This is a genomic window from Dyella sp., from assembly GCF_036746095.1.
In the GTDB taxonomy this organism is placed as follows: Bacteria; Pseudomonadota; Gammaproteobacteria; order Xanthomonadales; family Rhodanobacteraceae; genus Dyella_B.
Genome location: NZ_DAIOEU010000052.1, coordinates 1 through 13,937 on the forward strand (window position 1 = coordinate 1; position 13,937 = coordinate 13,937).

The 13,937-nt window shown below is 62.0% G+C and carries 11 protein-coding genes; 6 read left to right on the forward strand and 5 right to left on the reverse strand.

Annotated features, from left to right (window positions below; translation table 11 throughout):
• From V7M64_RS17345 to V7M64_RS17365, 5 genes are all read left to right on the forward strand, one after another.
• Positions 1–203 (forward strand): hypothetical protein (locus V7M64_RS17345; protein ID WP_333680830.1); only part of this gene is annotated, 203 nt, incomplete at its 5' end.
• Positions 204–750: 547 nt separating this feature from the next.
• Positions 751–1,791 carry a cytochrome P450 gene (locus V7M64_RS17350; protein WP_333680832.1) on the forward strand — a complete coding sequence of 347 codons (1,041 nt, stop codon included), beginning with the start codon at positions 751–753 and terminating at the stop codon, positions 1,789–1,791.
• 165 nt (positions 1,792–1,956) lie between these two features.
• Positions 1,957–3,843: an AI-2E family transporter gene (locus V7M64_RS17355; RefSeq protein WP_333680834.1), complete on the forward strand. Its 1,887-nt coding sequence runs from the start codon at positions 1,957–1,959 to the stop codon at positions 3,841–3,843.
• A 130-nt stretch (positions 3,844–3,973) separates the two neighbouring features.
• Positions 3,974–4,972, forward strand: coding sequence for a glycoside hydrolase family 43 protein (locus tag V7M64_RS17360; protein ID WP_333680835.1), 999 nt, complete (start codon positions 3,974–3,976; stop codon positions 4,970–4,972).
• Between the two features lie 73 nt (positions 4,973–5,045).
• Positions 5,046–5,252, forward strand: coding sequence for a dodecin (locus tag V7M64_RS17365; protein ID WP_333680836.1), 207 nt, complete (start codon positions 5,046–5,048; stop codon positions 5,250–5,252).
• Positions 5,253–5,402: 150 nt separating this feature from the next.
• On the opposite strand, the gene V7M64_RS17370 is transcribed toward V7M64_RS17365, so the two are convergent.
• Positions 5,403–6,875, reverse strand: a complete 1,473-nt coding sequence (locus V7M64_RS17370; RefSeq protein WP_333680838.1) for an asparagine synthase-related protein — start codon at positions 6,873–6,875, stop codon at positions 5,403–5,405.
• Between the two features lie 317 nt (positions 6,876–7,192).
• Complete coding sequence (locus tag V7M64_RS17375; protein ID WP_333680839.1) at positions 7,193–8,614, reverse strand: NAD(P)/FAD-dependent oxidoreductase; 1,422 nt, start codon at positions 8,612–8,614, stop codon at positions 7,193–7,195.
• A gap of 385 nt (positions 8,615–8,999) precedes the next feature.
• Between V7M64_RS17375 and V7M64_RS17380 the strand changes: the two genes are divergently transcribed.
• Positions 9,000–10,142: an acyltransferase gene (locus tag V7M64_RS17380; protein WP_333680840.1), complete on the forward strand. Its 1,143-nt coding sequence runs from the start codon at positions 9,000–9,002 to the stop codon at positions 10,140–10,142.
• Positions 10,143–10,234: 92 nt separating this feature from the next.
• On the opposite strand, the gene V7M64_RS17385 is transcribed toward V7M64_RS17380, so the two are convergent.
• Genes V7M64_RS17385 through V7M64_RS17395 form a run of 3 tightly spaced genes read right to left on the reverse strand, consistent with a single transcriptional unit; the run spans position 10,235 to position 13,873 of the window.
• A complete protein-coding gene (locus V7M64_RS17385) occupies positions 10,235–11,656 on the reverse strand; it encodes a 6-phospho-beta-glucosidase (RefSeq protein ID WP_333680841.1) in 1,422 nt (473 codons plus the stop codon).
• The gene (locus V7M64_RS17390; protein WP_333680843.1) at positions 11,634–12,563 is read right to left on the reverse strand and encodes a carbohydrate kinase family protein; all 930 of its coding nucleotides are present in this window, start codon (positions 12,561–12,563) and stop codon (positions 11,634–11,636) included. The genes V7M64_RS17385 and V7M64_RS17390 overlap by 23 nt, the downstream gene beginning before the upstream one ends.
• A complete protein-coding gene (locus tag V7M64_RS17395; RefSeq protein WP_333680862.1) occupies positions 12,560–13,873 on the reverse strand; it encodes an APC family permease in 1,314 nt (437 codons plus the stop codon). The genes V7M64_RS17390 and V7M64_RS17395 overlap by 4 nt, the downstream gene beginning before the upstream one ends.
• Positions 13,874–13,937: the final 64 nt, after the last annotated feature.

The window sequence follows — 13,937 nt, forward strand, 5'->3', positions numbered from 1 at the left end:
TTCGCTGGAATGACGTCGTTTTAGCTTTCCCGCAAGAACGGCGAAAATTTCCCCGGACAGCAGTGCGCTTTCGCGGGAATGACGGCCGTGTGGACTGTCTGCGAAGCAGCGCAAAATACGTGCCGGACAGCAGTGAGCGAAAGCTGGAATCCAGTGCCTTTGCGGATTTTCAAGTCGCTGGATTCCAGCTTTCGCTGGAATGACGTCGTTTTAGCTTTCCCGCAAGAACGGCGAAAAATTTCCCTGGACAGTAGTGGGCCTTCGCCGGAATGACGAATGCACACATTTCATTTGGACATCTAAATGTCAAGCCGTGTAACACCACGGTCGCAAAAGACAAGCACGCGCACAACTTCGTCAAGATCACGTGAGGATGAGTGTCCACCACTTCACACTATGGGCCATTGGCCCTGCTGGATAACTCCATGCCCCGCCAAGACGTCGTAACGTTGCCGCGAGGCACGTAGCGTTCCCAAGCGAGGCACCTGGAAACGCGCGATCTTGCGTGTCTCGCATGCATTGCACTAACGCTTGATTCGGCCCGAACGGGTCATTCACTTTGAAAAGGTGCTTAACCATGAAGACGCTTTTTGCTCTCAAGAATCTGTTCGCCCGCGAGAAGAGCCTGAAGGAATACGCCTGGTACATCTGGTACTGAGCGACCGATGACGCAGCCCGCGCCGGCGGATGATTCATCGGCTCGCCGGACGCGGGATTCCTTATCTTGCAGATTGCAGAGAGAGATCGTCGATGGACATGCGCATCTCCGGCCGGCGTACCCGCACCACCATCTTTGCACCCAGACTGCAACAGCTCTTGTGCGAGCATCGCGGCGAAGACGTGTTTCGGTTGGACCGCGACACGGTCGGTGTGGCAGGCGCTGCTTTATCCAGCGAGATTCTTAATGCACGGCCGGCGACCGAATGGGAGCGTCCCACCTTCAAGCCCTTGCACGGGCGATCCATTCCACGTCCCGATGCCTTGAAATCGATGCAGGCGATCGGCCGCGACGTGCGCGCTGCCTTGAAGAAGCCCATTTCTGAAGACGCCGATTTGTCCGGCCCATGGCCGCATGTCGGGCATGTCTATTTGCGCGATCTGCTACTTGGCCGTGATCCGCGGCGTTTGCGTTTCCTTATGAATCGCATCCTGGAATTGACGCCCAAGCTCACCTGGGCGGTGATCGGCATGGGCGCCTTGTTGCCGGTCAGACTGCGGCCGGAACCGTCCGCCATTGCCGCATCGGTGGCGCAGGCGTCGGGTTATCACGATCGCCGCTATGCGATGGGACTTTACCGCCGCACGGCGGCGCCGGTCTGTTTCACCATCTCCACGCTGGTGGCGAATGCGCTGTGGCTCGGCGCGCCGTTCGAGGAGCAGTGGTCCAACCGCAGCATTCTTTATGAGGCACTGCGGCTGCTGCCGCCATCGTGGAATCTGTTGCGCAACGCATCGCCCGAATACCCTGCGCTCGATGCGCGCATCGGCGCGCAGGACGACGTGCTGATCCTGCCGTTGCTCAGCCATCGCGATCCGGCGCTTTGGGATGATCCGGATGAATTTCTGCCGGAACGCTGGGAGAACCTCGACCCCGACAGCCATCCCGGGTACCTGCCTTTCGGGCATAAATCCGAACGTTGCTGGGGGCAGCATATGGTGATGCCCTTGGCCGAGATGTTCCTCGATATGCTGCGAAACAGGGGACTTGCGGTAAGCCCGCAGCAGACCACCGCGCACGTGCCGCTCGCCGGGCTGCTCGGCGTGGAGGAGGTCGACTGCAGGTCGGGGTGAGCGGAAGGCGAACCCCAACGCCCAGGTATTCGCACATGAAGCTGGGGTTCGGCTGTGCCTCAACCCCACCCGCGTCACGGCCATCGCACACCACAATTGCCTGCCACACCCGGGCATGCCATCGTTGCCCGGCGCCCCATGGCGCCAAGGAAACCCGACGCTGCCATGCCCGCCATTCCAGAGCCGCAACCTATCTCGCGCGCAAGCCACCGCGCCTTGATCGTCATTGCCACGGGCGTGGTGCTGGCCTTGCTGTATTTTGGCAAGGACGTGCTGGTGCCCGTTATTCTCGCCATGATCCTGGCTCTGCTGATGGCGCCTTTCGTGCGCATGCTGCAGCGAATCGGCTTGGGGCATGCGTATGCGGTGCTGGTCGCCGTGCTGCTGCTCGCGCTCATCGCCACCGGATTGATGACGGTGATCGCCTCGCAGATCGTGCATCTGGCAGGCAGCCTGCCGCAATACGAGCAAACCATTCGCGCCAAGCTGCAACTGTTGCATGAAGCCACCATTGGCCGTCTGCAGACGATGCGCGGTGAGGCCGGTCAGTTGTTCAACGCGTTAGGCAGCAAGCGGCAAGCAGCGGGGCAGGTCGCGCCGCTTTCGAGTGCGCCTGCCTACATTGAGCCAGAGGCATTGCCGACCCTGGTCGGCGGCCCGTGGGACGCGATAAAAAGCGTGCTTTCCTCGCTGTGGAGCCCGTTGGAAACGGCCGGCATCGTGCTGGTGGTTCTGATCTTCATCCTGCTGGAATACGAATCGCTGCGTGATCGCTTTATCCGCGTGATCGGCGGCACCGATCTGCGCGCCACCACGGTGGCGATCAACGATGCCGGCCAGCGCCTGTCGCGATTCTTCGTATCGCAGTTCTCGGTCAACTTCGGCGTGGGCCTGGCGATCTGGATTGGCCTGGCCGCGATCGGGCTGCCCAATGCGTTGCTATGGGGAACGCTTACCGCGGTACTGCGCTTCGTGCCGTATGTGGGCGTGTGGTTGGCGGCCTTGTTGGCAGCCTTGCTGGCGGCGGCGGTCACGCCGGGCTGGTCGCTCATGCTGCTGACGATCGGCTTGTTCGCCGCCGTGGAAATCATCGTCAGCCAGTTGGTGGAGCCGCAGCTTTACGGGCACGCCACCGGTTTGTCGCCCCTGGCGGTGGTGGTGGCGGCGATTTTCTGGAGCTGGTTGTGGGGACCGATGGGCTTGGTGCTGTCCACGCCCTTGACGCTTTGCCTGGTGGTGGCGGGACGGCATGTGCGTTCGCTTACCTTGCTGGAAATCCTGCTCGGCGATACGCCCGCGCTGACCATGCCGCAGCGTTTCTACCAACGTGCACTCTCCGGCGATTCGCACGAAATCATCGCCGCCGGGAGGGAATTCCTGCGGCAGAAATCATTTGCCAGATATTGCGACGCAGTGCTGTTGCCGGCATTCCAGCTTGCGCAGATGGATCTGCGGCGAGGCGAGATCAATCCGGAACAACTGCGCCGGGCGCGCAGCGCCGTCGTGCGGGTGATCGAAACGCTGGGCCGCGAAGCGCCGGTGCAACCACGCTGGCGCCACCGCATCTCCGTACTCGACGACGACAATATCGGCCATTACTTGCGCAAGCAGCGCGAGAGCGTCAGCGGCCGCTGGCAAGGCCCGCTGGCGGTGGCGCCGGGATCGATCGTGCTGTGCATCGACACCGGCGTGCGCGAAGACGACTTGCTCACCGAAGTCTTGGTGCGCGTACTGCGCGAATTGCGCATCGATGCGCGCCACGTTTCCACCAAGGACGTGGAAGAGTTTGCGCAGGAAGCGCATCCGGAAGCCACACCCAACGCGGTCTCCATGGTGCAAGTGGTCATTGGCGACGTGGCGGAGGAATGGGAGCGCGCCGATGCGGTGACGCAGGAACTACGGCAACGATTTGCCGACGCCACCATTGTCGCGGTTGTGTTGCCAAACCTGCTGGAAGAGCCGGTCCCGCCGGAAACTGGCCCGCATATCAATGCTGTCGCCAAGTCGTTCGAAGAAGCCGCGCAATACGCGCTCAAGAAATTCATGCCATAGCGCTCGCGCTGGCTGGGATGGAAACCCCCGCATCGGAATGCATGGGAAAGCTCGGACTTCACTCCAAATTCTGCGAGTAGGACACAATAGTCATACAATATTATGGTGTTGCTATTCTCGTGAGTTACCCATGATGAGAACTATCTTCGCCGCCGGCATGCTCGCTACGCTCATCCTGTCCCAGGCGCAAGCGCCTCAAATGAAGGCGCGCTCATCGGGCTACGCCGAACAGGTCGAAGGCCCCTTGCTGCCCTCCGGACCCGATCCCTGGGTTACCCAGCGCAATGGCGTCTACTACTACACCAGCACCGGGCGCGACCATATATCCCTGCGCAAGACCACGGACATGAGGCATCTCGCCGACGCCACACCCATCGTGGTCTGGCGGGCGCCGCCGCAGGGTCCGCATTCCACGTCGATCTGGGCGCCGGAACTGCATGATCTCGACGGCAAGTGGTACCTCTATGCCACCGGCGCGGACAAGGCCCATGACGATGACGCGCACCGCAACGTCTTCGTGCTGGAGAACGATTCGCCTGATCCCACGCAAGGCAAGTGGATCGACAAAGGCATGCTCAACACGCATTTCAACGGCATCGACGGCACCGTGTTCGATCATGCCGGAAAGCGGTATTTCGTCTATTCGGCGTACGTCGGCGACCACAGCGACTTGATCATCGCGCCGATGGCCTCGCCATGGCGCCTGGGCGAGCCGCAGGTGGATATCGCACATCCCAGCTACAGCTGGGAAATGCAGGGCGGCCGTAAGATCCTCGAAGCGCCGGAATTCATCCAGGGGCCGCGCGGCGACGTATTCCTTACCTATTCGGCCAGCGCTTGCTGGTCGGACGGCTATTCGCTCGGCTTGCTGCGGGCCGGTCCAGATGCTGACCTGCTCAATCCCGCGTCATGGCACAAATCGCCCACGCCCGTGCTGGCCAGCTCCGCACGGCTGGGCATCTATGCGCCCGGGCACAACGGATTCTTCAAGACCGCCGATGGGAAGGACTGGATCATCTTCCATGCCAACGGCGGTCCCGACTGGAAATGTACGCCGCGCCGCGCACCGTACATCAAGCCGTTCCACTGGAACGCACAAGGGCAGCCCGTATTCATGGATGGCGCGTAAGGCGCCACGGTTCGTTCACGCGGCTTCGGAAGGAGTGGAGTAAATGTGTTCCACCACCGATGGAGGCCGAGCCATGTCCGATCATGTTTACAAGACGATTGAACTCACCGGTTCATCGAAGACCAGCAGCGATGAGGCCATTCGCTGCGCCATCGAGCGGGCGTCCAAGACGGTCCGCGACATGCGCTGGTTTGAAGTGACCAACGTGAGAGGGCACGTGGAAGGCGGCAAGCTGGCGCATTGGCAGGTGACGGTGAAGGTGGGGTTTACGTTGGAGTAGTGGCGTGATTGATATAGGCGCATGAAGCCGATTACTCGCGGCCATTTGCTCCCTCCCCTGCAAGCGGGAGAGGAAGTAGTTGTTCGTTGCGATTGGAAGTGCGCTTCGTTCAAGCAGACGTCGTTCGGGCTTTCGCCCAAGCCGCAGCACTCACACCGACACCAACTCACCTAACCGATCCACGTCCGACGGCGGCGCATCCGCCGCAGCATCCACCGGGTTGTCCAGGTGGCTGAGCAACCACGGCAACGTTACCGCAAGCAAATAGAACTTCGACGCAAAGAACTTGTTGTCCAGGCAATGCCGATGATCTTCCAGCCACTTGGTCGCACCCGGCAGCAATGCCTGTCCTTGCCGGGCGAATGCATGCACCTGCTCGAAACGCTGCCTTGCCAGGCCCAGCACGTCGAAACGGAATGAACCTTTCGAGCGTACATATGGCAACGCGTTGAAGCGCTGCGCGATGTAGCGGCGGACCAGCACCTTGTTGACGCCGCCGCGGCCGATCAGGCGGTCATCCGGCACGCTATGGAAAATCCAGTCGCAGAGTGGCTGGTCGCAATACGGGTAGGCCACGCTCAGGCCCGCGGCAGGCGCGGTGTACATGCCTTTGGCAAATCCCGCCGCTTCCATTACCACCAGCACGATGCGCCGCACACCCTCGGCGGAGCCGGCTGCCTGCATGTCATCGCGAAAGGCTTCCATGCGTTTGCGCGAGTCGCCGGAGACGTTCGCGCCCAGCAGTTCATTCACTTCGCTGTCGCTGAAACGCGAGCCGGGGAAGTAGCGCTCGAAGCCATGCATCTGCAATGTGCCCAGCGCAAAGCAAAGCTTGAAGCTGCGGCGTATGAGCGGATGCCTCAGCCACGCGCCAGGCACGCGCGTGCTCCTGGCCAGCCAATAGAGCAGGTGGTCGCGCAAGTGCAACGGCACGCCGAAGAAAGGATCCGCGCCCAGTGCGTCGACAATGCCGTCGCCACCGTGCAGGCCGATCTCGGTGGCGACGTCCACGTAGGAAAGCGTGGCAAAGTCGGCCGTCAGCAAGGGCATGCGTGACGCCATGGCCAGGTAGCGATCGTAGGCGCGCGCCGGATCGCATGACCATGCCTCGTGCCGCAGACCAAGCCGGCGTGCCACGAAGCGCGCCGAGTCGACTTCGTTCTCCTCCTTGCCGCCCAGATAGGTGATGCAAGTGGTATCCGGCCGAGTGTCCGCGATGGCGATGGCGAGCGACGTGGAATCCTTGCCGCCGCTCTGCAACAGCCAGGGCGAACGGATGTTGGCCGTGCAGCGTTGCACGGCCTGGGTCAGCAATTGATGGAAGGTACGCAGCAGCACCTCGTCGCTGACGGCATCGGAAGCCGGCCGCGCGGTGGCGCGCGTCGATTGATAGGCGAAGTGGAAGCGGAACTCGTCCTCGATGCCTTGTTGCAGCGTAAAGCCCGTCTGCACGTTTTTTACGTCGCGGTAGATGGTGTGCGGCGGGTAGACGAAACCGTTGCGCAACAGATCGGCAAGCGATACCGGATCGATGGTGCTCTCACGCGCGCGGCGCATCTCCAGCGGCGAAAAGTCGGCGGCGCCACGGTAGGGACTGGTATGGAGATAGGTCGTCCTGTTCATCGTCCGCAACCATTCCCGCCCGTCGAAAAGCGATGTATCCACGCCACCACCCATGCTTGGTCCAAGAACACTCGTCATTGCCCGGGGCAACAGACAACGCCTTGGCCGATGCGCGCGCCAACGCGATGGTTAAGCCACGGTGATGACGCTACATGCCGTCTTTATGCCGTACTGCGTGCCATCCGCAGATGCCTTTCGCACGCCTGACAGGAATCTTAGGAAACGCTTTGTCTATGAAGGGTAAAAATTCACATTCCAAAATGCCTATCGGCCAACCGCAGCGGCATAAGCATCGGCGATACTTATTCAGTGTTGCCTTAAAACTCAAAGGCAAGATGCGGAAGCGCCGGGGCATGCTCGTGATGGACCACGCGATTGCCGATCATCTGCAACGGAGGAAGCGCCTGCTGCAAGGTCGAGATGGCGATGTCCTGCGGCACGTCGCACGGACGGGAGAAGTCGCGCAGCAATCGTTCCAGCACTTGGTCTTGCACGCAACCGCGTGCATAGGCGTAGGCGTACGGCAACGTCGTGAATGTCACCAGGCGATAGCGCGACATGAAATATTGCGGCGCCCACTGCGTCAATTGCGCGGCGAGTTCAAGCTTGGCCAGGTAATGCGGATCGGCGACCGAATCGCGCATTTCGACGTAGTTTTCCAGCGTCATTGCCGCGATGGCATCGGCATTCGGTTTACGAACCTGCTGGAACTGCGCGAACGCGCCGGCCGTATCGTGATCGGCATTCGCCAGCAGGTCAGCCAGGGCGACGGCATCCTCGAAACCGCAATTCATGCCCTGCCCGTGGAATGGCGCGATAGCGTGCGCCGCATCGCCCACCAGGACAGCGCGGCCATCGACGTGCCAGCGATCGAGATAAAGCGTGGCGAGCTTGCCGACGGGATGGCCATCGAAATCTTCCGCGAAGCATGGCATCAGCGGAAACAGGTCAGGGAACTCGCGGCCAAAAAAAGCGCTCGCGGTAGCGGCATCGCGCAGCGTATCGAAGCTCGGACACGGCCCATGCAAGGGCAGGAACAGCGTCACATTGAAGCTGCCGGCAATATTCGGCGTGGCAATGGACATGTAGCCGCCACGCGGCCAGATGTGCAGCGCATGGGGTTCAATGGCAAAGCGATTGCTGCCGGTCGCGGGGGGGATTTCCAGTTCCTTGTAGCCATGGCCGAGCGGTTCGACCCGGATGCCGAGCGGCTGGTAAAGATCCATCGCGGCGCGCAGGGCGGAACCGGCGCCGTCAGCGCCAATCAACAAGCAGGCTGCGTATTCGCGCTGCACGTCTTCGCGGTCCGTCAGCGCCAGGCGCCGCTCATCGATATCGGCACCCGTCAATGTCTGGCCGAAGTGGAACGTGGCGCCGGCTTCTTCGGCGGCATCCACCAACAATGCATTGAGACCGCTGCGTGAAATGGACCAGATCACTTCATTGTCGTCCAGGCCGTAACGCTGCAAGCTGGCCTCGCCATCTCGCCCATGCACCATGCGGCCGCGCATCATCACCGACATTTGCAAGGCGCGTTCCGCCAAGCCCGCGGTACGCAAGGCGTGCCATCCACGCTCGGCAATGGCGAGATTGATCGTGCGCCCGCGCGTAAAACGCAGCCGCCGCGGATCGGAGCGTTTTTCGAAAACGGTGACAGAAAAACCGCGCGTGGCCAGAAGTTGTGCCAGCAGGGCGCCCACCAGGCCACCGCCAATTAGCGTCACTGCTTGTCGAGCCATCTCGACTCCTTGGAAGAGTTTCGAAAAAACCTGCGAGTTGGCGGCGGAGAATTTCAGCGCGCCGATCAAGAGAGGATGAAGGCGTTGTCGCGGGTCGCTCAGCGACACGTGACATATTCGTGAATAGCACGGCAACGTCACGTCGAGGAATCGTGGCAGAGGGGGCTAAGGCGCTGAAATTTAGATCGAAACAATGGTTGTGGAATTTTTATGGAAAAACACACGCAGCGTAGACGTTGAGGAATCGTCGCTGAAGGCTCTCTTCGCATGCGCCGCTTGATGCTTCTTCACCCCGGCGAAAGCCGGGGCCCAGCGACTCGCAAGCTGGGATGAAATCCCAGCCAAGGTGTTGCAACCAGGCCGACGGATATGCGCACTCACGCTGGTGGACACGCGCGCAAAAAGACTGGCCTGGTTGCAGGCGCTGCGGGGGATGGCGGCCTTCATGGTCGTGATGGTGCATAACCGCGGCGCACTCATGGGAAGCCCGGTAGGGACGGCAATCGCCAATCACCTGTTGCCGATGGCAATGGGCGTGGATCTGTTCTTTATCATCAGCGGCTTTCTGATGGTGCTGACCACACGCAACTTCGACGGCACGTCAGCCTATGTATGGCGCTTCGCAGCCAAGCGCATGGCGCGCATCTGGCCGTTGTTCGCCGTCGTGAGCGTGGTGGCCGTGGCGGTGGAGCATCAGGGCTTGCGCGGGTTTCGCGATCCGTCCGTGCTGCTGCCCTATCTGGAAGGCTTGCTGTTCGTGCCGCACAATCCGGCGGCTTCGGGTATTTATTTCCAGATGGGGGTAGGCGTGGCATGGACGCTGTGCTTCGAGTGCTACTTCTACCTCGTGTTTGCCGCGAACATGTGGCTGGAGCGATGGCGTTACCTGGGCATGGCGGCGTGGTTTGCATTGACGCTGGTGGCGATACCGATGGTCCGCGGTTGCTACAACCTCGGCGTTGCCTCGCAACCACTGGTGACGTGGTCGCGCTATGCGAACCTGGCGGTCAATCCGATCGTCTGGGACTTTGTGTTCGGCATGCTGGCGGCATGGCTGTACGACTCGCGCCTGGTGTGCAGGAACGTAAAGATGATCCACGCGATGACATGCCTGTCGCTCGTCGCGCTGCTCGCCGCGTGGCATCGCATGGGCATGGTGAATTTCTTTGGCCCGGGCGGATGGGGCGCGCCACTGGCCATCGCGTTTTTGGGCCTGGTGATGCTCGCCAAGATCGGCCGTCTCGCGGTGCCGGCGTGGTCGGTATGGTTGGGGGAGATTTCCTATTCGCTTTATCTCGTGCATGTGTATGTGTTCGAGGCGATGCAACGTATCGTGGCGCATATGCCGTTGACGCCGAGCGCAGCCAACTACGTGCTGTTCGTGGCGCGGCCGCTCGTCGCCGTGCTCTGCGCATGGGGGACGTTTGTGTGGGTGGAAAGGCCGGCTTCGGAGTGGATGCGCAAGTCGTTGCTTGCGATTCGCGTGCCGCCTATATGGCCGAGACCTATATCTCCCGACGCGCGGTAATTCTCCCTCCCCTACTGGCGCAGGGGAGGGAACTGCACCTCGCGCAGATGAGACGAGACGCTGATCAGGCGCAAGCGGGGAAGGGGGCCGTTTCAGGCATGCAAATGCCCATGCATGTGCCCTTGGCAAAGACACTCGCCATCCGCATCGGCCGTCTCAAACATGTTGCGCAACAACGCCTCGCTAGGGCTCCACTCGCCAATCGCCGGATGGATCAGCAGTGCCTTGCGCGCCGTCAGCCTGGTGTTGTTCAACGCGGCATCGATCGCCGCGCGTTCATACGCCTTCACCGCATGCACCAGCCCGCGCACTTCATCGGGCAGTGGCGCGATCGGTTCGGGAATGATCGAATCAAGACTGATGCGCGCCGCGGTTTCCACGATGTCGCCATCCGGCAGGTCCGGCAGCGCACCGCGATTGCGCGTGTTGACCACGATGGTGGCCGGCCTGGCGCCGGTCAATGCGCTCATCACGTCGATGGCGATGCGGTGATAGCCGGTGGCCACGCGGAACGGATCGACCTGCAGGCTGACATCGGGGTCGAACGCCGAGCCGCCTTCGGCCTCCAATTTCATGTACGAGCCGGAACGCTGGTTGAGATAGGCCGCATAAGTGGCCACGGCGCCATCGCCGTCGCCGGCCATCAGGCGGCTTTTCAAGGTATCGATCAAGACCTGGTTCAACTGCTGGATTTCCGCGCCGCGGCTGCCGCCTTGCTGCAACTGGTTATGCAGGGCGCGCCGGCGTTCGTAGTAGAAGAACAGGTATTCGGTGGGGATGAGCCGCAGCGAGCGGATCATGTTGAAATCGAACAACGGCGCGAGATAAAGCTGGCGCAAGAGTTCGTCGCTGCCGAGCAAGGTATCCATCACATCCCTGCCGCGCACGCGCACGCCACGCACCCAGCCCAGGTGGTTGAGGCCGACGTAATCGCATTGCACGTCGCTCCACGGCTCGCCCAGCGCCTTGGCGATATTGTGGAAAAGCTCGGTCGGCGTATCGCAGATGCCCACCATTTTTACATGGGTATGGCTGGTCACGGCTTGCGTAATGAGGCCGGCGGGATTGGTGAAATTCACCAGCCACGCGTCCGGACTCAAACGCTCCACCAGGCGCGCCTGTTCGAGTGCGGCAGGCACCGTGCGCAGCGCCATCGCGGCGCCGGCAGGTCCGGTGGTTTCCTGGCCCGGATAGCCATGCTCGATCGATGCGCGCTCGTCCGCCGCGCGCCCGGCAATGCCGCCGACGCGAATGCTGTTGAGCACGAAATGCGCGCCTTCGATGGCATCCTCGGCAGAGGTCGCTGCGCGCAAACGCAACGAGCCGCCGGATTTGGCCACGATCGCCTTGCCCAGTTCCACCATTACCGCCAGGCGTTCCTGGTCGGGGTCGTACAGCACCATTTCCGCGGCGCCCAAAGCTTCTGTCGCTTCATCGACACCGAAGATCACCAGCGGGGCGCGCACACCGCCGCCACCGATCAGGGCGATCTTACGTTCCATAGATTTGCTCATAGATACTCCGTAACGAAAGAGAATCGGGTAGTCCTTCCAGCGCACCGGTCCGCGTCGTGCACAGGGCGCCGCAAATGCACGCGCGCCGCAGGCAGTCTTCGGTCGATTCGCCACTCAATACGCCGTCGATAAAGCCGGCATCGAACGCATCGCCGGCGCCGGTCATGTCGATGGCTTCGACGCGCGGCGGCGCGACGTGCAGCAGCTCGCCATTGACCACGGCCGCTGCTCCGGCTGCGCCCAGCTTGATGACGCCATGCTGGATCGCCATGGCGGATGCCCAGTCGCGAAACGCTTCTGCGCTGTCGTCGCCGGTCAGCACGTGGGCTTCGGTCTGGTTCGGGAAAAAGTAGTCCACAGCACGGCAGGTCCATTGGTTGGCGGGATCGCGCAACCAGTCCGGGCTGTAGCCGACATCCAGCGAGGTGGTGCAGCCGGCCTTGCGCAGCAGCGGAAACAAACGCGTGGCCAGGTTCGCCGCCAGCGGCATGGCAAAATGCACGTGGCGCGCGGCGATCAGTTCGGCACGCACGGTGGCGTCGTCCAGCACTTCCGCCAGGCGGCGGTTGGCGCCGAGGTAGGTATAGAACGAACGGTCTTCCCGGGTGGAAACGCTCACCGTGACACCGGTGCCGAGTGGATCGCTGCGCAAGCCCTGCGCCGAAAGGCCAAATCCCTGCAGGCGTGTTTCGAACCAGCTGCGGTCGGCTTCGCCAATCAGGCCGATCAGCCGCACGCGGTGTTGCAGGCGCGCCAGCGCACACGCCGTATTGACTGCGCCGCCACCCAGTTCGCGCAAGTAATGCTCGGCATGGACTTCTTCACCCGGCGCAGGCCAGCGCTGAAAACCACTGAAGACGTGATCCGCATAAATCTCGCCCACCACGACGACGTCCCAACGTTTCATGGGCTCTGAAAAGGCCATGCCTTCTTTCTCCATGCGTCGATCATATAGATCAGCGTGCCGCCGACCATCGTCGCGATGCCGGCCAGGATGTGCCGTCCGGGACTGGTGCAGACGATGTAGAGCCAGCCGATCACGCTGATCACGACCGGCAAGGGATACAGCGGCATGCGGAAGCTGTCGGCATGCGCGTGTCCGCGCCGGCGCAGCAGCACGATGGCGAGGCATTGCGCCATGTACTGGAACATGATCTGGATCACCATCAAGGCGGCGATCAAGTTGTCCAGCGACAACGTGCAAGCGAGTGCCGACGCGGCGCCGGTGAACAACAACGACACGGTCGGAAACTGGCCGCGCGGATGCAGTCGTGCAAACACACGGAAAAACTGGCCGGATGCCGCCGCGGCATACGGCACGCGCGAATAACCCAGCAACACCACCAGTGCCGAGCCCCACGTTGCCAGCAGTATCAGCAATACCGCCGTGATGCCGCCGGTCTTGCCGTAGATCGATTGCATGAAATCCGCGATGACCGCCTTCGAGTGTGCCGCTTCCTGCCATGGCAGCACGCCGAGCACCGCGATGTTCAAGCCCATGTAGAGCAGGGCGACGATGGGAATCGACGCCAACACGGCGAGCGGGATATTGCGGCGCGGCCGCTTGATCTCGCCGCCCAGCATGCACACGTTGTTGTAGCCGCCGTAGTCGTACACCGCGATCAGGCTGACGGCACCCAGGCCAAGCCAGAACCCGTGTCCGGAATCGCCGCCGGCATGCAGGAATTGCGCGGCCACGCGCGTATCGAAATGCAGCAGCCCGCTGGCGACGATCCACACGCACGCACCGATCACCACCACGCTCACCAGCAGCGAAAGGCGCTGCACCGAATCGACGCGCCGATACAGCAGGGCGGTGTTGACCAGGCACAGCACGATGGCCGCGGCGATCTGCCCCGGATGGCCGAGGCCAGGAATCAGGAAGGCGAGATATTGCGCAAACCCAACCGCCGCCGAACCGATCGACAGCGGCGCGGTAAGCACGGTTTGCCACAGGTAAAGAAAACCAAATAGACGTCCAAGCCCTTCGCTGCCATACGCCGTGCGCAGGTAGTGATACGGCCCGCCGGATTCGGGAATGGCCGAACCGAGCTCGGCCCACACCAGGCCATCGCACAGGCACAGCAGCGCGCCGGCCAGCCAGCCTACCAGCACCATGGGGCCTGCCACCGCCGATAGCGCGAGCGGAATGGTGATGAACGGACCCACGCCGATCATGTTCAGCAGGTTGGCCGAAAGGCCGCCCCAAAAACCCATCACACGCGGCGGATTCGCGCTCGTCGTGGACGGCGCGATCGGCGTTTCGCCTTGATCATTGGCG

Excerpts from the sequence above, each read along its gene's own strand:
- V7M64_RS17350 (WP_333680832.1), top strand. The coding sequence starts at position 751 with ATGGACATGCGCATCTCCGGCCGGCGTACCCGCACCACCATCTTTGCA.
- V7M64_RS17355 (WP_333680834.1), top strand. The coding sequence starts at position 1,957 with ATGCCCGCCATTCCAGAGCCGCAACCTATCTCGCGCGCAAGCCACCGC.
- V7M64_RS17360 (WP_333680835.1), top strand. The coding sequence starts at position 3,974 with ATGATGAGAACTATCTTCGCCGCCGGCATGCTCGCTACGCTCATCCTG.
- V7M64_RS17365 (WP_333680836.1), top strand. The coding sequence starts at position 5,046 with ATGTCCGATCATGTTTACAAGACGATTGAACTCACCGGTTCATCGAAG.
- V7M64_RS17370 (WP_333680838.1), bottom strand. The coding sequence starts at position 6,875 with ATGAACAGGACGACCTATCTCCATACCAGTCCCTACCGTGGCGCCGCC.
- V7M64_RS17375 (WP_333680839.1), bottom strand. The coding sequence starts at position 8,614 with ATGGCTCGACAAGCAGTGACGCTAATTGGCGGTGGCCTGGTGGGCGCC.
- V7M64_RS17385 (WP_333680841.1), bottom strand. The coding sequence starts at position 11,656 with ATGAGCAAATCTATGGAACGTAAGATCGCCCTGATCGGTGGCGGCGGT.
- V7M64_RS17390 (WP_333680843.1), bottom strand. The coding sequence starts at position 12,563 with ATGAAACGTTGGGACGTCGTCGTGGTGGGCGAGATTTATGCGGATCAC.
- V7M64_RS17395 (WP_333680862.1), bottom strand. The coding sequence starts at position 13,873 with ATGGGTTTTTGGGGCGGCCTTTCGGCCAACCTGCTGAACATGATCGGC.